17 protein-coding genes are annotated in these 15680 nt (G+C 69.6%); 7 read left to right on the plus strand and 10 right to left on the minus strand.

Annotated features, from left to right (window positions below; translation table 11 throughout):
• Nucleotides 1-12: 12 nt before the first annotated feature.
• Nucleotides 13-516, minus strand: coding sequence for a protein-export chaperone SecB (gene secB / locus AC4GYY_RS01185; protein WP_491118017.1), 504 nt, complete (start codon nucleotides 514-516; stop codon nucleotides 13-15).
• Between the two features lie 150 nt (nucleotides 517-666).
• Between secB and AC4GYY_RS01190 the strand changes: the two genes are divergently transcribed.
• The 3 genes from AC4GYY_RS01190 to AC4GYY_RS01200 are packed head-to-tail and all read left to right on the plus strand — an operon-like array spanning nucleotide 667 to nucleotide 3222.
• Nucleotides 667-1311, plus strand: coding sequence for a Tim44/TimA family putative adaptor protein (locus AC4GYY_RS01190; RefSeq protein WP_491118019.1), 645 nt, complete (start codon nucleotides 667-669; stop codon nucleotides 1309-1311).
• The gene (gene mltA, locus AC4GYY_RS01195) at nucleotides 1311-2594 is read left to right on the plus strand and encodes a murein transglycosylase A (protein ID WP_491118021.1); all 1284 of its coding nucleotides are present in this window, start codon (nucleotides 1311-1313) and stop codon (nucleotides 2592-2594) included. Before AC4GYY_RS01190 ends, mltA begins: the two co-directional genes overlap by 1 nt.
• Before the next feature lie 25 nt (nucleotides 2595-2619).
• A complete protein-coding gene (locus AC4GYY_RS01200; RefSeq protein ID WP_491119265.1) occupies nucleotides 2620-3222 on the plus strand; it encodes a Smr/MutS family protein in 603 nt (200 codons plus the stop codon).
• 15 nt (nucleotides 3223-3237) lie between these two features.
• Here the strand turns inward: AC4GYY_RS01200 and dapE are convergent, their stop codons facing one another.
• Both dapE and AC4GYY_RS01210 read right to left on the minus strand, forming a co-directional pair.
• Nucleotides 3238-4359 (minus strand): succinyl-diaminopimelate desuccinylase, encoded by a 1122-nt coding sequence (gene dapE / locus AC4GYY_RS01205; RefSeq protein WP_491118023.1) that lies wholly within the window; start codon nucleotides 4357-4359, stop codon nucleotides 3238-3240.
• Nucleotides 4356-5024, minus strand: a complete 669-nt coding sequence (locus AC4GYY_RS01210; RefSeq protein ID WP_491118025.1) for a glutathione S-transferase family protein — start codon at nucleotides 5022-5024, stop codon at nucleotides 4356-4358. Before AC4GYY_RS01210 ends, dapE begins: the two co-directional genes overlap by 4 nt.
• Before the next feature lie 119 nt (nucleotides 5025-5143).
• On the opposite strand from AC4GYY_RS01210, the gene AC4GYY_RS01215 reads away from it, so the two are divergent.
• Nucleotides 5144-5362, plus strand: a complete 219-nt coding sequence (locus AC4GYY_RS01215) for a hypothetical protein (protein ID WP_491118027.1) — start codon at nucleotides 5144-5146, stop codon at nucleotides 5360-5362.
• Nucleotides 5363-5613: 251 nt separating this feature from the next.
• The gene (locus tag AC4GYY_RS01220) at nucleotides 5614-7887 is read left to right on the plus strand and encodes a TonB-dependent receptor (protein WP_491118029.1); all 2274 of its coding nucleotides are present in this window, start codon (nucleotides 5614-5616) and stop codon (nucleotides 7885-7887) included.
• 45 nt (nucleotides 7888-7932) lie between these two features.
• On the opposite strand, the gene yihA is transcribed toward AC4GYY_RS01220, so the two are convergent.
• The 5 genes from yihA to rpmH form a co-directional block, all read right to left on the minus strand.
• A complete protein-coding gene (gene yihA, locus AC4GYY_RS01225; protein ID WP_491118031.1) occupies nucleotides 7933-8562 on the minus strand; it encodes a ribosome biogenesis GTP-binding protein YihA/YsxC in 630 nt (209 codons plus the stop codon).
• The gene (gene yidC, locus AC4GYY_RS01230; RefSeq protein ID WP_491118033.1) at nucleotides 8559-10262 is read right to left on the minus strand and encodes a membrane protein insertase YidC; all 1704 of its coding nucleotides are present in this window, start codon (nucleotides 10260-10262) and stop codon (nucleotides 8559-8561) included. The genes yihA and yidC overlap by 4 nt, the downstream gene beginning before the upstream one ends.
• Nucleotides 10263-10293: 31 nt before the next feature.
• Nucleotides 10294-10506 (minus strand): membrane protein insertion efficiency factor YidD, encoded by a 213-nt coding sequence (yidD, locus tag AC4GYY_RS01235; protein WP_491118035.1) that lies wholly within the window; start codon nucleotides 10504-10506, stop codon nucleotides 10294-10296.
• Entirely contained in the window at nucleotides 10503-10769 is a 267-nt protein-coding gene (gene rnpA / locus AC4GYY_RS01240; RefSeq protein WP_491118037.1) for a ribonuclease P protein component, read from the minus strand. The genes yidD and rnpA overlap by 4 nt, the downstream gene beginning before the upstream one ends.
• Nucleotides 10770-10858: 89 nt before the next feature.
• Nucleotides 10859-10993, minus strand: a complete 135-nt coding sequence (gene rpmH, locus AC4GYY_RS01245) for a 50S ribosomal protein L34 (RefSeq protein ID WP_174292372.1) — start codon at nucleotides 10991-10993, stop codon at nucleotides 10859-10861.
• Between the two features lie 237 nt (nucleotides 10994-11230).
• On the opposite strand from rpmH, the gene AC4GYY_RS01250 reads away from it, so the two are divergent.
• Nucleotides 11231-12739 carry a YifB family Mg chelatase-like AAA ATPase gene (locus tag AC4GYY_RS01250; protein ID WP_491118039.1) on the plus strand — a complete coding sequence of 503 codons (1509 nt, stop codon included), beginning with the start codon at nucleotides 11231-11233 and terminating at the stop codon, nucleotides 12737-12739.
• 23 nt (nucleotides 12740-12762) lie between these two features.
• A complete protein-coding gene (locus tag AC4GYY_RS01255; RefSeq protein WP_491118041.1) occupies nucleotides 12763-13503 on the plus strand; it encodes a hypothetical protein in 741 nt (246 codons plus the stop codon).
• 38 nt (nucleotides 13504-13541) lie between these two features.
• On the opposite strand, the gene AC4GYY_RS01260 is transcribed toward AC4GYY_RS01255, so the two are convergent.
• Both AC4GYY_RS01260 and AC4GYY_RS01265 read right to left on the minus strand, forming a co-directional pair.
• On the minus strand, nucleotides 13542-14186 hold the full coding sequence (locus AC4GYY_RS01260; RefSeq protein ID WP_491118043.1) for a 5'-methylthioadenosine/S-adenosylhomocysteine nucleosidase: 645 nt from the start codon (nucleotides 14184-14186) through the stop codon (nucleotides 13542-13544).
• Nucleotides 14170-15624, minus strand: coding sequence for an FGGY family carbohydrate kinase (locus AC4GYY_RS01265; protein ID WP_491118045.1), 1455 nt, complete (start codon nucleotides 15622-15624; stop codon nucleotides 14170-14172). Before AC4GYY_RS01265 ends, AC4GYY_RS01260 begins: the two co-directional genes overlap by 17 nt.
• Between the last annotated feature and the right edge of the window lie 56 nt (nucleotides 15625-15680).

The raw sequence follows: 15680 nt of genomic DNA on the forward strand, positions 1-15680 counted from the left end.
CGCCGACGGGCCTCAAGCGTGCCCGAACTGGCCCGGCAGCGCGCCACCCGCTTGCTGCGCCGCCTGCTGGTGATAGAGCAGGTTGAAGTCGATCGGATCGAGCATCAGCGGCGGGAAGCCGCCGTCGCGGATCGCGTCGGCGACGACGCGGCGCGCGAACGGGAACAGGAGGCGGGGGGCCTCGCCCAGCAGAAAGGGCTGCAGCGCATCGGCGGGGACGTTGCGCAGCCCGAATAGACCGGCGAACGACAGTTCGACGATGAACGCGACCTGGCCATTGGCCTCGGCGCGCACCTCGACCTTCAACGTGACCTCGTGGATCTCGTCCCCGACCTGGTTGGCCGCGATGTCGAACTGGACCGCGATCTCGGGCGGCTGCTCGTTCTGGTAGATTGCCGGCGCGTTCGGATTCTCGAACGACAGATCCTTCACATATTGCGAGATCATGCCGACCGCGGGGAGGGTGTCTGCACCATTCCCCACCGGATCGTTCTGGGGTCCGCCGAAATCGGTCATCGAAGAGTGTCCTGCGAGAGAGGCGGCGGGTCGCCCGCCAGCTGGTCGCGGGGCGCGTAGCAGCGGCGGCGCGCGAGTTCAACGCGGGCGGGCGGTTGGAAATGGGGCAACCTTGGCCTATATAATGCGTTCGCCCCGATCGGAGGAACGGTGTTCTACGCAATCCTGCTCATGATGGTGGCCGCGTTCCTGGCGCTGAGGCTCTACACGGTCCTCGGCAAGCGCACGGGGCACGAACAGCCGCTGCCGCGCCCGGCGGAGGAGCGGCTTGGCGTCAAGCCGCCGTCGCGCACGGTCGACGCCACGCCCGAGGTCCGCGAGGCGGCGCCGCGGGTGATCGACACCGGGGCTGAAGGTGGGATGCGCGGTATCATCGCCGCCGAGCCGGGTTTCGACGTGTCGCAGTTCCTGGAAGGCGCACAGGCCGCCTACCGGATGGTGCTCGAGGCGTTCTGGCGCGGCGACCGCGAGGCGCTGCGTGAGTTGGTGACCGGCGAGGTCTTCGCCTCCTTCGACGATGCGATTCGGGCGCGCGAGGAGGCGGGACACACGCTGGACAATCGACTGGTCTCGATCGAGCGCGCGAAAGTGGTGGATGCCACGTTGTCCGGTCGTGAGGCGCGGATCATGGTCCGCTTCGACGCGGACATCGCGGCGGTGACCCGCGATGCCGACGGCCAGGCGATCGCCGGCTCCACCGACGATGCGGTGGTGACGAACGACGTGTGGACGTTCGCACGCACGCTCCGCAGCGGCGATCCCAATTGGAAGCTCGCGGACACCGACGAGGCGTGATGCGGGCGATGCGGGCCGCGGCGCTGGCGGGCGCGCTGGCGCTGTCCGCCTGCGTGGGCGGCGTCGCCCCGTCGTCGCCGACCCGGATCGGCGAGGTAGCCCAGCCGTATCGCCCCGGACCACGCTTGCCGGTTCGCCAGCCGACCCCGGCGACGCCGATCGCTCCCGTGCCGGTGGCGGCCGTCCCGCCCGGGCCGACCGGGGCGCAGACGCCGCTGAGCCCGGCGCCGCAGGCCGGGACGCTGCGGATCGATCCGGCCAATGCCGCCCGCGCGCTCGCCGCGTTCCGCGCGTCCTGCCCCTCGCTGATCCGCCGCGTCGATACCTCCGGGCTGACCCGCGGCGCGGATTGGCGCGCGGCGTGCGACGCCGCCGCGGCGACCGGCGACCGCGACGCGCCCGCTTTCTTCCGGACGAGCTTCGAGGCGGTGCAGATCGGCGACGGCCGCGCCTTCGCGACCGGCTATTACGTTCCCGAGATCGCCGGCGCGCGCGAGCGTCGCAGGGGTTATGACACGCCGATCTATGCGCGTCCCACCGATCTGGTCGATGTCGACCTCGGGCTGTTCTCGGACTCGCTCAAGGGTCGAAAGATCAGGGGCCGCGTCCAGGGAACCAGCTTCGTCCCGTATTACGACCGCACGGCGATCGAGGGCGGGGCGCTCGACGGGCGTGCGCGGGTGCTCGCCTGGGCGGCCGACCCCGTCGCCTTGTTCTTCCTCCAGGTCCAGGGATCGGGGCTCGTCCGGCTGCCCGACGGCGATGTGCTCCGCATCGGCTACGACACGCAGAACGGGCGCGACTATACCGGGATCGGCGCGCTGATGAAGGCGCGCGGGCTGCTCGCGCCCGGACAGGCGAACATGCAGGGGATCGTCGCCTGGCTCCACGCGCACCCGGATGAAGGCCGGGCGATCATGCGCGAGAACAAGAGCTTCGTGTTTTTCCGCGAGCTGTCCGGGCCGCCGCTCGGCGCGCTCGGCATTCCCGTCGCGGACGGGACGACGGTCGCCGCCGACGTGAAGTTCGTGCCGCTCGGCGCGCCCGTGCTGCTGTCGATGGACCGCGCCGACGCGAACGGCGTCTGGATCGCGCAGGACACCGGCGGCGCGATCAAGGGCCCGAACCGCTTCGACACCTTCTGGGGCGCAGGCGAGGAGGCCGAGGCGATCGCCGGGGGGATGAGCGCGCGGGGTACGGCATTCGTCCTGCTGCCGGTCGGCACGCTGGCGCGATTCCAGGCGGGCGGGGGCCGGGTCGGTGGCGCGCAACCTCTTCCCTGACGAGGCCGCGCTGTGGAAGCGCGTGATGGAGAGCGTCCGACCGCTCCGCGCACCTACGCCCGCGACCGCCCCTGCGGCCGTCCGCAAGCCTGTTCGCTCCCAACCCGCCAGAGCCCAGCGTGCTGCCGTCACCTCTCCAAGCGTCGTTCCGGCGATCCGGTCCTCGCCCGTCCCGCCCCAGACCGAATTCGCCGATCTGCTGCGTGCCGGCGTCGGCGGCCGCCGCACCGCGTCTGCTTTCGGGCCGAAGCCTTCGACGCTCGCGCCGCCGTCCGCCACTCTCGACGGCGGCTGGGACAAGCGGTTGGCGCGCGGGATGGTGTCTCCCGACGTGACGGTCGACCTGCATGGTCACACGCTCCACTCGGCGCACGACCTGCTCGACGCGGCGCTCGATCGGGCGATCGCCCGGGGGGACCGGGTCGTGCTGCTCGTCACCGGCCGCCCGCCGCGTCCCGAGAGCGAGCGTCCGCATGCGCGCGGGGCGATCCGCGCGGCCGTCGGCGATTGGATCGCGGCATCGCGGCACGCGGCGCATATCGCGGCGATACGAGGCGCGCATCCGCGTCACGGCGGCGCCGGCGCGCTTTATCTGATCCTTCGCCGGGCGCGGGAGGCGAGGTCTTGACCGGATCGCCCGGCGTCAGCCGCTCAGGGCCACACGCCGGATGACGTCGGCGTAGATGTCGGCGAGCGCGTAGAGGTCCGCGACCGCCACCGCCTCGTCGACCTTGTGCATCGTCGCATTCACCAGGCCGAACTCGACGGTCGGGCAGAGCCTCGACAGGAAGCGCGCGTCGGAGGTGCCGCCGGTGGTGGACAGCGCGGGCGGCTGACCGAGGCGGGCGGTGATCGCATCCGCGACGATCGTCGAAAGCACGCCGGGCGCGGTCACGAACGCCTCTCCGTACACGCGCCCACGGACGGTCGCGGCGGGCGCGTGGCGATGCACGATTCCCTCGACTCGCGCGATCAGGTCCGCGCCGCGATGCCGGTCGTTGAATCGAATGCTCAGCCGCGCCGACGCCTTCGCCGGGATGACGTTGGTCGCCGGATTGCCGACGGTGAGATCGGTGACCTCGATGTTGGACGGCTGGAACCACTCGGTCCCGTCGTCGAGCACGACCGCGTCGATCTCGGCGAGCGCTGCGATCAACCTGCGGATCGGATTGTCGGCGAGCCGGGGGTACGCGACGTGGCCCTGTCGGCCCGGGACGTCGATCCAGATGTTGGTCGAGCCGCGACGGCCGATCTTGATCGTGTCGCCGAAGCGCTGATCCGACGTCGGCTCGCCGACCAGGCAGAGGTCGGGCGCGACCCCGAGATCGGCCATCCGCGCGATCAGCGCCTGGGTGCCGAAGGTCGCCGGGCCTTCTTCGTCACCCGTGACGATCAGGCTCATCGCGGCGTCCGGCTCGCGCGCGGCGGCGGCGACGAAGGCGGCGACCGCGCCCTTCATGTCGACCGCACCGCGGCCGTAGAGGAGTCCGTCGCGCACTTCCGGGGCGAAGGCGTCGGCGGTCCAGCCCTCGCCCGGCGGGACGACGTCGACATGCCCGGCGAAGGCGAGGTGCGGGCCGTCGCCGCCGCGCACCGCGAGCAGGTTCTCGACCGGGCCGTCGGGCGGCTCGCCCTCGACGAACCGCCGGGTCGTGAAGCCCAGCGGGATGAGCGCCGCCTCTAGCACGTCGAACACCGCCCCCCGCGCCGGCGTCACGCTGGAACAGGCGATCAGCGCGGTCGCGAGCGCGAGCGGATCGGTCACACGGCGCTCGCCGGCTGCTCGAACTGTTCGATGACCCAGTCCTCCTCCTGCGCGCCGGCGATCCAGTCTTGCAGGAAGGGATGCTGGAGGACGGCGGCGATATAGGCCTGGGCGAAGCGCGGGACGGGGAGCGAATAGGTGACGATCCGGGTGCAGACCGGCGCGAACATGATGTCGGCGGCCCCGAACTCGCCGAACAGGAAATCGCCGCGCCCGCCCCAGCGCGCCCGCGCGTCCGCCCAGAGCTGCATGATCCGGGTGAGGTCCGCGATCACGTCGTCGTCAGGCGGCGTCGCGGCGAACACCTGACGGATGTTCATCGAATGCTTGCGGCGGAGCGCGGTGAAGCTGGAATGCATTTCCGCGGCCACCGACCGCGCCGTCGCGCGTGCCGCCTCATCCGCCGGCCAGAAGCGGTCGCGGCCCACCCGGTCGGCGAGGAACTCGATAATCGCCAGGCTGTCCCAGGCGACGACATCGCCGTCCCAGAGGATCGGGACCTTGCCCGAAGAGGGCGCGAACTCCGCCCCCTCGCGCCGGTGTTCCCATTCCTCGTCGTAGAGCGGGACCACGACTTCCTCGAACGGCAGCCCCGAGTGCCGACAGGCGAGCCAGCCGCGAAGCGACCAGGAGGAATAGGCCTTGTTGCCGATGATGAGCTTCATGCCGCCGTCCTTGGCGAGCGGAACGGCGGGAGTCGAGCCGCAAGCCGCTGGACGAGCCCGCGATCGCCGGATGATAACGCGATGGGGCCGCGGGAGAGTGCGATGAGGGGGCGAGGACGGTGCCGGGCGGTTCGCTCGCCGCCGCGCTGCTGACGGTCGCCGTTCCGACCGCAGTGCGCGCGCAACTGCCCAGGCCGCAGGACGACGCCGAAGAGGCGGCGCTGCCCGATGTGACGCGAACCCTTTGCGGACGCGCTGATCTCGCCACCCTCGACGCGCCGCTCGGCCGGCTGCCGCGGCCGCTGCCGAGCGCGCTGCCGGCGAGCGTCCATCCGTAAGAGCCGCCGCCCTCTTTATGGACCAGCCCGGCAAGCGTCTGAGCTTCCGACCGAATGCGCGATCGGTGCGCCGGGACTGTGACCGCGAAGTCACTGCGTGTCGGCTTCGTGACGCGGCTGTGACGAATCGGTTGCGACCGAGCCGGTCCGGCCCGATGGGGAAGGCGGCGCAGCGCTTCGGGGGAGAGGGCGCGCGCTGCCGGGTGAGGGCCTGAGACCAATCCGAACGGGGGGATGCCGCGATGCGCGCGATGACGAAACTTGTCCTGACCAGCAGCGCGCTGGCCATGCTGACCGCGGTTCCGGCGGCCTCCCAGACGATCAGCGCGAGCGACGCCGAGATCGCGCAGCCCGCGCCGGCTGCCGCAGAGAGCGATCAGCCGGGCGATATCGTCGTTACCGCCTTGCGCCGTCAGCAGCTGGCCAAGGACGTGCCGGTCGCGGTCACGGCCATTTCGGGCGAGAAGCTGGACGTCATCAACTCGTCCGGCCTCGACATCCGGTTCCTCGCGGCGCGCGTGCCGAGCCTCCAAGCCGAATCATCGTTCGGGCGGACCTTCCCGCGCTTCTACATCCGCGGCCTCGGCAACACGGACTTCGACCCTAACGCGCAGCAGCCGGTCTCGGTCGTGCTCGACGACGTCGCGCTCGAGAATCCGATGCTCAAGGCGTTCCCGGTGTTCGACCTACAGACCGTCCAGGTGCTGCGCGGGCCGCAGGGAACGCTGTTCGGGCGAAACACCCCGGCGGGCGTGATCAAGCTCGACTCCGCCAAGCCGACGGACACCGAGGTCTCCGGCCACCTCAACGCGAGCTGGGGCACGTTCAACACGGTCAATACCGATGCCGCGGTCAACCTGCCGCTCGGCAACGGCTTCGCGTTCCGCGCGTCCGGGCTGCTCCAGCGGCGTGACGATTACGTCCACAACACTTCGACGACCGGCGTCGCGAACCGGAACCTCGAGGGGTATCGCGACGCCGCCGGTCGATTCCAGCTCGGCTATTCGGGCGGCGACTGGAACGCGCTGCTCGGCGTCCACGTCCGCGATCTCGACGGAACGCCGCGCGTCTTCCGCGCCGGGCTGTTCGAACCCGGCAGCAACGAGTTCAACGCCGGCTTCGACCCGCGCGAGGTCGCGCTCGACGGCTATACCAGCCAGAGCATGACGCAGTTGGGGGTCAACCTGCGGATCGACCACCACGAGGACGGGCTCGGCACCTTCTACTCGGTGTTCGGGCTGGAGCATGCAAAGGTCGAGTCGACCGGCGATATCGACGGCGGCAATTGCTACGCCTTCATTCCCGGCTGTACGATCGGCACGCTGAACGTCGGCCTGTTCCCGTCCAACACGGGAGGGCTGACGCGCCCGACCGAGCTGAGCCAGGAGTTCCGCTTCGCCTCCGACAGCTTCGGTGGGTTCATCGTCCAGGCCGGCGTCTATTACTTCAACCAGCAACTGACCTATCACGAGTATAATTACGCCGCCGCAACCGGCGACCGGGCCGCCGATAACAACCAGGACATCTTCCACAATAATCGCAACGAAAACTACGGGGTCTTTGCCTCGCTCGACTACACGATCGGCGATCTGACGTTGCGGGGCGGTCTGCGCTACTCGCATGACAATAAATACGATCGGGTCAGCGGCTATTCGCCCAATCTGTTCGGTTATCAGCTGCCGGTGCAGGCGCGGGTGAAGGGTGGCGAGGTGACCTGGGACGCGAGCGCCACCTATGCGGTGACGCCCGAGGTCAACCTCTATGCGCGCGCGGCGACGGGGTATCAGGGTCCCGCGATCCAGGACCGTGTGACCTTCGGCAGCCGCCAGACCACCGCGCCCAAGCAGACCACCATTTCGGGTGAGGGCGGGATCAAGGGGACGACCTTCGACCGCAGGCTCAACTTCGCGGTGGACGGCTATTGGTATCGCACCGACGACCTCCAGCTGACCGCGGTCGGCGGCGCGTCGAACTCGGCGCGGCTGCTGAGCGCCGACCATGCGATCGGCTATGGTGCCGAGGCCGAGATCGAGGCGCGGCCGACGCCGGAACTCGCGATCACCGCCTCGGGAAGCTACAACTTTACCCAGATCCACGATCCGTCGTTGCGCGTCGGCCTGTGCGCGACCTGCACTATCCTTGACCCGACCGTTCTCGATTCCGACGGGGCGACGCGGGTGCTGATCGACGGCAACCGGCTGCCCCAGGCACCGCGCTGGGTCGCCAACTGGACGGTGCGCTACGGCGTGCCGATCGGCGGGGGCGAGATCTACGCCTATACCGACTGGGCGTATCGCAGCGAGATCAACTATTTCCTCTACGACGCCGCCGAATTCCGCGGCCGCCCGCAGCTCGAGGGCGGGCTGAAGCTGGCGTGGCGGATGCCGAGCGGGATCGAGGTCGGCGCGTTCGCGCGCAACATCACCAACCAGTACCGGGCGATCTCGGCAATCGACTTCAACAATCTTACCGGGATGATCAGCGAGCCGCGGGTCATCGGCGGCGAGGTCCACGTCGTCTTCTGACCGACGAGGGGAAAGATCGCGTCGGCGGCGTGGGCAGCCGCCGTCTCAGCCGATCGCGTCCAGCACTGCCGCCCGGAGCTCGGGGATGCCCAGGCCGCCTTCGCTGGAGGTGGCGATGATCTCGGGGTGGGCGGCGGGGCGCTTGCGCGCCTCCTCGGCGGTCCGCGAGGTCACTTCGGCGAGGTCGGTTGCCTTGATCTTGTCGGCCTTGGTCAGGACGAGCCGGTAGCTCACCGCCGCCGTATCGAGCATCGCCATGATCTCGCGGTCCACATCCTTGATGCCGTGACGGCTGTCGATCAGCACCAGCGTGCGCTTGAGCGCCTGCCGCCCGCGCAGGAAATCGTTAATCAGGAAGCGCCACCGCTTGACCATGTCCTTGGGCGCCTTGGCGAAGCCGTAGCCGGGCATGTCGACGAGGCGAAAGCGGAGCGGCTCGCCGACGTCGAAGAAGTTGAGCTCCTGCGTCCGCCCTGGCGTCACGGAGGTGCGGGCGAGCGCTTTGCGGCCGGTCAGCGCGTTGAGGAGCGACGACTTGCCGACGTTCGAGCGGCCGGCGAACGCCACCTCGGGCACGTCGGCGTCCGGGAGGAAACTGAGCGTGGGAGCCGACTTCAGGAACGAAATCGGGCCGGCGAAGACCTTGCGCGCGGCCTCAATGTCTTCGTCCGTCACTTTGCCGGAGCCGCCTTCAGCTCGAGATGCCGCGCGTAGAGCAGCTGCTGCTGGAGGATCGTCAGGCAGTTCGAGGTGATCCAGTAGATCTGCAAGCCCACCGCGAACCCGCCCATCACGAACATCAGCACCCAGGGCATCAGCGCGAAGACCTGCTTCTGCGCGTCGTCCATCGGCTGCGGGTTGAGCTTGAACTGGAAGTACATTGAGATACCGAGCAGCACCGGGATCACCCCGATCGCGAGCAGGTGCGGCGGCGTGAAGTTGAGATAGCCGAAGAGGTTGAGGATCGTCGCCGGATCGGGCGCGGACAAATCCTTGATCCACAGCGCGAACGGCTGGTGGCGCATCTCGATCGTCAGCATCAGCACCTTGTAGAGCGCGTAGAACACCGGGATTTGGAGCAGCGTCGGCGCGCAGCCGGCGAGCGGATTGACCTTCTCCGCCTTGTAAAGCGCCATGATCTCCTGCTGCTGGCGGACCTTGTCGTCCTTGTGCCGCTCCTGGATCGCCTTCATCTTCGGCTGCACCGCGCGCATCTTCGCCATCGAGGCGAATTGGCGTTGCGCGATCGGGAACATCAGGCCGCGGATCGTGAAGGTGAGGACGATGATCGCGACGCCGAAGTTGCCGATCATGCGGAACAGCCAGTCGAGGTACTTGAAGATCGGCTTCTCGACGATCTCGAACCAGCCCCAGTCGATTGCCTTGCCGAAGTGGGCGATGCCGAGCCGGTCCTCGTAGCGGTCGAGCGTGTTGACCTCCTTGGCACCGGCGAAGAAGCGGGTGGTCTGGGTCAGCGCCTGACCCGGTGCGAGCTGCTGCGCCGCCCCGGAGAAGTCGGCCTGATAGGCCTTGTTCGCGCCCGGCCGGAACTGACCGTCGAACGGTCGCGCCTGATCGGGGATCATCGCGGTCAGCCAGTATTTGTCGACGAAGCCCAGCCAGCCGCCCGTGGTCGAGAAACGCTGCGTCCCCTTGTCGATCGTCTTGAAGTCAATGTCGTAATCGGCGCGGTCGTTATGGGCGGCCATCGGACCGATATGGATCGTCCAGGTGTCCGGGTCCTTGGAAATGCCGACCCGGTTGACGAGCCCATAGGCGGCGACCGAGACCGGCTGCGCGCCGCCGTTCGCGACGGTCTGACGCACGGTGAACATATAGTCCTTGTCGACCGTGAGCTCGATCGCGAACCTCTGTCCGGCCGCATTCGCCGCGGTGAGCGTCACCGGCCGATCGGGCGAGAGGACCGGCGCCGACGCGGTCCAGACGGTGTCCGGCGACGGCGCCTGGAGCCCGTCGCCGCGCCAGCCGAAACCGGCGAAATAGGCGTCGGGCGAACCTGCGGGGGACAGCAGCCGGATCGGCGCCGAGCCCTTGGCGATCGTTTCCTTGTACTGGGTCAACACCAGATCGTCGATCCGCGCGCCCTTGAGATTGATCGAACCCTCAAGCCGCGGGGTCTGGATGCGGACCCGAGGGGTCTCGGCGAGGACGACCTGGCGGTTGCGAACCGCGACGGGGCCGTCGGCGGTCGGGTCCGCGCCCGGGTTCGCCACCGGCTTGCTCCTGCCGTCGACCATCTTGGTGGCGGGCGGGTTGGCGGTGGGGAACACGCGCGACTGGACCAGCGGCCAGCCGAACAGGATCAGCGCCGCGATCACCGCGAACAGCACGAAGTTTCGGTTGTCGTTGCTCACTGGTGCCCCAAGTTGGTCGTTCGCCCCGCCATCAGGGCACCGGATCGTAGCCGTGGCCGCCCCACGGATGGCATCGCGCGATCCGCTTCGCCGCGAGCCAGCTTCCCTTGGCCGCGCCATAGCGGCGAAGCGCGGTGATTGCATAGGCCGAACACGAGGGGCTGTAGCGGCACGAGGGCGGCAGGATCACCGACGGCCCGAGCTGCCACGCGCGCGCGACGAGGATGAGGAGGCGCGCGATCACCGCGCCACCTTGCCCAGCGCTTTCGCGAGTTCGCCGCGAAGCGCCGCATAGTCGCGCTCGATCCCGCTCGATCGGCCGATCAGGACGTGATCGGCACCCGCCACGCCGAGGGTCGGCAGCAGTTCGCGTGCCAACGCGCGCAGCCGGCGCTTCATCCGGTTGCGCACGACCGCGTTGCCGATCTTCTTGGTGACGGTGAAGCCGACCCGGATCGCCGGGTCGCCATCGCGGCGGGGATGCACCAGCAGCACGAACCCCGGCATTGCCGCGCGCTTCCCCGCATTCGCCGCAAGGAAATCGCGGCGCTTCGTCAGGGTGACGATCTTTGTGGCCGCTTCGCTTCGCGAACCGGTTAGGCGCTGAGCTTCTTGCGCCCGCGGTTGCGGCGCGCCCGGATCACCGACCGGCCGCCCACCGTCGCCATCCGCGCGCGGAAGCCGTGACGGCGCGCCCGCACCAGGTTGCTCGGCTGAAAGGTCCGCTTCATCGCTCATTCCCGAATCTGAAATACGAAAGGCCGCCACAGCTCCGAAGGAGATGGGGACGGCCCTGGAAGGCGCGCGCATAGAGGAAGGGGCCATGTTCGTCAACGCCGGTGCATGTGGAGCCGGTGTGTTGCCGATGCAAGACGGTGGCCAAGCGCGACCTCCTCATGCTGAGGAGCGGGGTCGGGGGTTTGTTCCCCCCGATGTCCTCGCTAACGTTCGCCCAGCCAGGGGGAATCATGGTCTCGATCGTCTCGTCCGTCGCGTATCTCGGGCTCGATGCGCGTGCGGTCGAGGTGCAGGTGCAGCTGATCCCCGGCCTGCCCGCCTTCAACGTCGTCGGGCTGGGCGGCAAGGAAGTGAGCGAGAGCCGCGAGCGGGTGCGCGGCGCGGTCGCGAGCATGGGGCTGTCGCTGCCCCCCAAGCGGATCGCGGTCAATCTGTCACCGGCCGACCTTCCCAAGGAAGGATCGCACTTCGACCTGCCGATCGCGCTGGCGCTGCTCGGCGCCATGGGCATCCTGGATGTCGAGACGCTGGCGGAGTACGTGGTGGTCGGCGAGCTGAGCCTCGACGGGCGGCTCGCGCCGTCGCCGGGGGTGCTGCTGGCGGCGATCCATGCCGGGCAGGAGGGCAAGGGGCTGATTTGCCCGGCGGCGCAGGGCTCCGAAGCCGCGTGGGCGGGGCAGGTCGAGGTGCTCGCCGCGCCCGATCTGCTGTCGCTGATGAACCATCTGCGCGGGCAGGGGCTGCTCGCCGCGCCGGCCTCGGGCGAGGTCGAGGCGATGGGCAGGGGGCCGGACCTCAAGCAGGTCAAAGGCCAGGAGACCGCCAAGCGCGCTTTGGAGATCGCCGCCGCCGGGGGCCACAACCTGCTGATGGTCGGCCCGCCCGGCGCGGGCAAGTCGCTGATGGCGTCGTGCCTGCCCGGCATCCTGCCGCCGCTCGACGCCGCCGAGGCGCTGGAGGTGTCGATGGTCCAGTCGGTCGCCGGCACGCTCACCGGCGGGCGGCTGACGCGGACTCGTCCGTTCCGATCGCCGCACCATTCGGCGTCGATGGCGGCGCTGACCGGGGGCGGGCTGAAGGTGAAGCCGGGCGAGGTGTCGATGGCGCACCTGGGCGTCCTGTTCCTCGACGAGCTCCCCGAGTTCCAGCGCGCGGTGCTCGATTCGCTGCGCCAGCCGCTGGAGACAGGGGAGGTGTCGGTGGCGCGGGCGAACGCGCATGTGACCTTTCCGGCGCGCGTTCAGCTGGTCGCGGCGATGAACCCGTGCCGCTGCGGCCATCTCGGCGATGCGTCGCTGGCCTGCTCGCGCGCGCCGAAATGCGCGGCGGATTATCAGGCGAAGGTGTCGGGGCCGCTGCTCGACCGCATCGACCTCCACGTCGAGGTGCAGGCGGTGACCGCCGCCGATCTGGTGCTGCCCGCTCCGGCGGAGGGGTCTGCCGAGGTCGCTGCGCGGGTGGCGGAGGCGAGGGGCCTCCAGCGCGAGCGGTTCGCGGGGAAGGGCCTGCGGACCAACGCCGAGGCGGACGGCGACGTGCTGGAGGCGATCGCCACGCCGGACGAAGCGGGGCGAAAGCTGCTCGCGCAGGCGGCGGAGGCGATGCGGCTGACGGCGCGTGGCTATACGCGCATCCTGCGGGTCGCGCGGACGGTGGCGGACCTGGCGGGCAGCGAGGGCGTGGGGCGCATCCATGTCGCGGAGGCGCTGAGCTACCGGCGACAGGTACCGCGGGCGTGAGGACTTTCAACGGGAGATCGACGATGCTGCGTAAGGTCAAGAGCGTAAGGGCGTTCGCCGCCGTCGCCGCGATCGGGTGCGTCGGGGCGACGGCCCCCGCGCCGTCGTCGCCGAGCGTGCAGCAGCTAGGCGAGTCGATCCGCGACCGTTTCGTCGCTTCGGTGCGGGCGTGCGGCGTGACGCCGCCATTCGTGCCCAAGGTGACGGTCGATCCGGCCAAGTCGATCGATGTCCATTATTCGGAGGACGACCGGACAGTGCATCTAACCAACTGGGCGAACCTCGATGCGGACAGCCGGGGCGCAATCACGGCCTGGTCGGAGAAGGGCACGCTCGGTCTGGCGCCGGAGGCGATGTATCGGGAGATGTTCGACAGCTACATCGTGCCGCACGAGTTGGGGCATTACCTCCAAGGGCTTTCGGGTCGCTACAAAAGGCTGTCCTATTGGGACTCGGAGCTCGAGGCGAACCGGATCGGGGTCGCATTCTGGTCGCTGCAGCCGGGAGCCGATGGTCAGGTCGCGAAGCGGATCGCGAACATCACGGGATTTACCGACGATCTGCCCGACCCGGTGCCGCCGGCAGAGGACGCCGTCGCCTTCTTCAATCGCGCCTACCCGGCTTTTTCGCGCGGCGAGGATGGGCCGCTCAATCCGATGAACTACAGCTGGTTTCAGGCGCGGATGATGAAGACCGCGCTGGCGGAGCGGCAGGCGAACGGCTTTTGCGCACTGGTGAAGCTGAACGCGCCGGAACGGCCATGACTGCGGAATAGCGGGGCTCCGGCCTTGGAAGCGAGCGGTCACTCTGCCGGCGTGGGCCACCCTTCGCTCAGGACCTTGGCCAGTTCGTCCACCGCGACCGCCAGCCGCTCGTCGAGATGCTCGAGGAGCGCGGTCCAGCCGTCGATCCCCTCTAACTCGCCGGGTCCGTCCGACACGCCGCGAAGGCCGATCATCGGCACGCCGAAACGGTGGCAGGCGCGCAGGACGGCGTAGGTCTCCATGTCCACGAGGTCGGCGTCGATGCCGTCGTAATCGTCGCCGCCGACGATGGTGGAGCCGGTCGCGAGCGTCGCGGTCGGGAGCGAGAGGGGGGTCGGCAACGGCTCGACGGCGGGGCGGTCTAGGAAGGGGGTGACGCCGCGGTCGAAGCCGAGGCGGCTTGCGTCCATGTCGCGCCACGAGACTGACGAGACCTGACAGACTGTGCCGAGTTCGCAGCGGCGCGAGCCGGCGGAGCCGAGGGAGACGACGAGGTCGGGCTTTTCCGCCAGTGATGCGAGGGCGACGCCGGTCTCCAGCGCCGCCTCGATCGGACCGACGCCGGTGAAGAGCGGGCGGAAGCGCGCCGAGAGGTGCGCGCCATATTCCTGGCCGACCGCCATCACGAACAGCACGCGCGCGCCGCCCAGATCGGCAACCTCCCAATCAGGCGAGGACGGCATCAACCGCCTTTCGCCAGCCCGCGAGTCGCGTGTCGCGCGCCGCGTCATCGAGCTTCGAGGTGAACGCCTCAACCGCGCCACGCATCGCGCTCGCCTCGGCCAGGTCGCGGAACAGCCCGCAGCCGACGCCCGCGAGCATCGCGGCGCCGAGTGCGGTCGTCTCGGCGAAGCGGGGCCGCTCGACGCGCACCGCGAGCATGTCGGCGAGATCCTGCGCCATCCAGTCGTTGGCGACCATACCGCCGTCGACCTTGAGCGTGCCCCAGTCCGCTCCGTCGGCGGCGAAGGCGGTCTTCAGATCGTGCGCCTGGTGCGCCATCGCCTCCAGCGCGGCGCGGACGACATGCGCCTTGGTGGACGAGAAGCTGAGGCCGGAGAGCGCGGCGCGGGCTCCCGGTTCCCACCACGGCGCGCCGAGGCCGGAGAGCGCGGGGACGAGATAGACCCCGCCATTGTCGGGGACCGAACGCGCGAGCGCGGCGGTCTCGCGGGCGTCGGCGATCAGCCCGAGCGAGTCGCGGAGCCATTTGATCAGGCTGCCGGCGACGAACACCGAGCCTTCGAGCGCATAATGCCGCTCGCCGCCGATCTGCCACGCCACTGTCGAGAGCAGGCGGTGGGTGGATGTCCGCGGGGTCGTGCCGCACTGGGTCAGCACGAACGCGCCGGTGCCGAAGGTCGCCTTGGTGTCGCCGATGCTCAGGCACGCCTGGCCGACGGTCGCGGCCTGCTGGTCCCCGGCTAGGCCGCAGATCGCGATGGCGTCGCCGAACTGGCGGGTCTCGCCGAAGCGCCCGGCGCAGTCGACGATCTCGGGCAGCGCCGCGCGGGGGACGCCGAAGAGGTCGCACAATCCCTCGTCCCAGCCGCCCGCTAATGTCATCAGGTTGGTGCGGCTGGCGTTCGAGGCGTCGGTGACGTGCGCGCCGGTGAGCTTCCAGACCAGCCAGCTCTCGACCGTGCCGATCGCGAGCCGGTCGCCGGCGGCGCGCAACTGCGGCCATTCGCGCAGCGCCCAGCCGATCTTGGAGGCCGAGAAATACGGATCGAGCAGCAGGCCGGTCTTCGCCTGCACCGCGCTCTCGTGACCGGCATCGCGAAGCGCGCGGCAATCTTCGGCGGTGCGGCGGTCCTGCCAGACGATCGCGGGGGCGAGCGGCTCGCCGGTCGCCTTGTCCCAGAAGACGATCGTCTCGCGCTGATTGGTGATCCCGATCGCGGCGACGTTCGCGGGGCCGCCTGCCTGCGCCACCATCGCGCCCGCGGCGGAGAGCGTCTTGCGCCAGATCTCGGCGGCGTCGTGCTCGACCCAGCCGGGGCGCGGATAGGATTGGGTCAGTTCGGTCTGTTCGGTCGCCAGGCAGCGGCCGTCCGCCGCAAACAGCATCGCGCGGGTGGAGGTGGTGCCCTCGTCGATGACCAGGATCGTCTCGCTCATGGCGCCGCTGCTAGCCGGGATTACAAGGCTCGGGAAAGCCGCTACGTTCGCCGGCC

Source organism: Sphingomonas sp. SP6 (assembly GCF_058313435.1).

Bases quoted from the DNA above. Each gene is read 5' to 3' on its own strand.
- AC4GYY_RS01265 (WP_491118045.1), bottom strand. From the start codon at position 15,624: ATGAGCGAGACGATCCTGGTCATCGACGAGGGCACCACCTCCACCCGC.
- secB (WP_491118017.1), bottom strand. From the start codon at position 516: ATGACCGATTTCGGCGGACCCCAGAACGATCCGGTGGGGAATGGTGCA.
- AC4GYY_RS01255 (WP_491118041.1), top strand. From the start codon at position 12,763: ATGCTGCGTAAGGTCAAGAGCGTAAGGGCGTTCGCCGCCGTCGCCGCG.
- rpmH (WP_174292372.1), bottom strand. From the start codon at position 10,993: ATGAAGCGGACCTTTCAGCCGAGCAACCTGGTGCGGGCGCGCCGTCAC.
- AC4GYY_RS01210 (WP_491118025.1), bottom strand. From the start codon at position 5,024: ATGAAGCTCATCATCGGCAACAAGGCCTATTCCTCCTGGTCGCTTCGC.
- AC4GYY_RS01200 (WP_491119265.1), top strand. From the start codon at position 2,620: ATGGAGAGCGTCCGACCGCTCCGCGCACCTACGCCCGCGACCGCCCCT.
- AC4GYY_RS01220 (WP_491118029.1), top strand. From the start codon at position 5,614: ATGACGAAACTTGTCCTGACCAGCAGCGCGCTGGCCATGCTGACCGCG.
- rnpA (WP_491118037.1), bottom strand. From the start codon at position 10,769: ATGCCGGGGTTCGTGCTGCTGGTGCATCCCCGCCGCGATGGCGACCCG.
- AC4GYY_RS01260 (WP_491118043.1), bottom strand. From the start codon at position 14,186: ATGCCGTCCTCGCCTGATTGGGAGGTTGCCGATCTGGGCGGCGCGCGC.
- AC4GYY_RS01250 (WP_491118039.1), top strand. From the start codon at position 11,231: ATGGTCTCGATCGTCTCGTCCGTCGCGTATCTCGGGCTCGATGCGCGT.
- mltA (WP_491118021.1), top strand. From the start codon at position 1,311: ATGCGGGCGATGCGGGCCGCGGCGCTGGCGGGCGCGCTGGCGCTGTCC.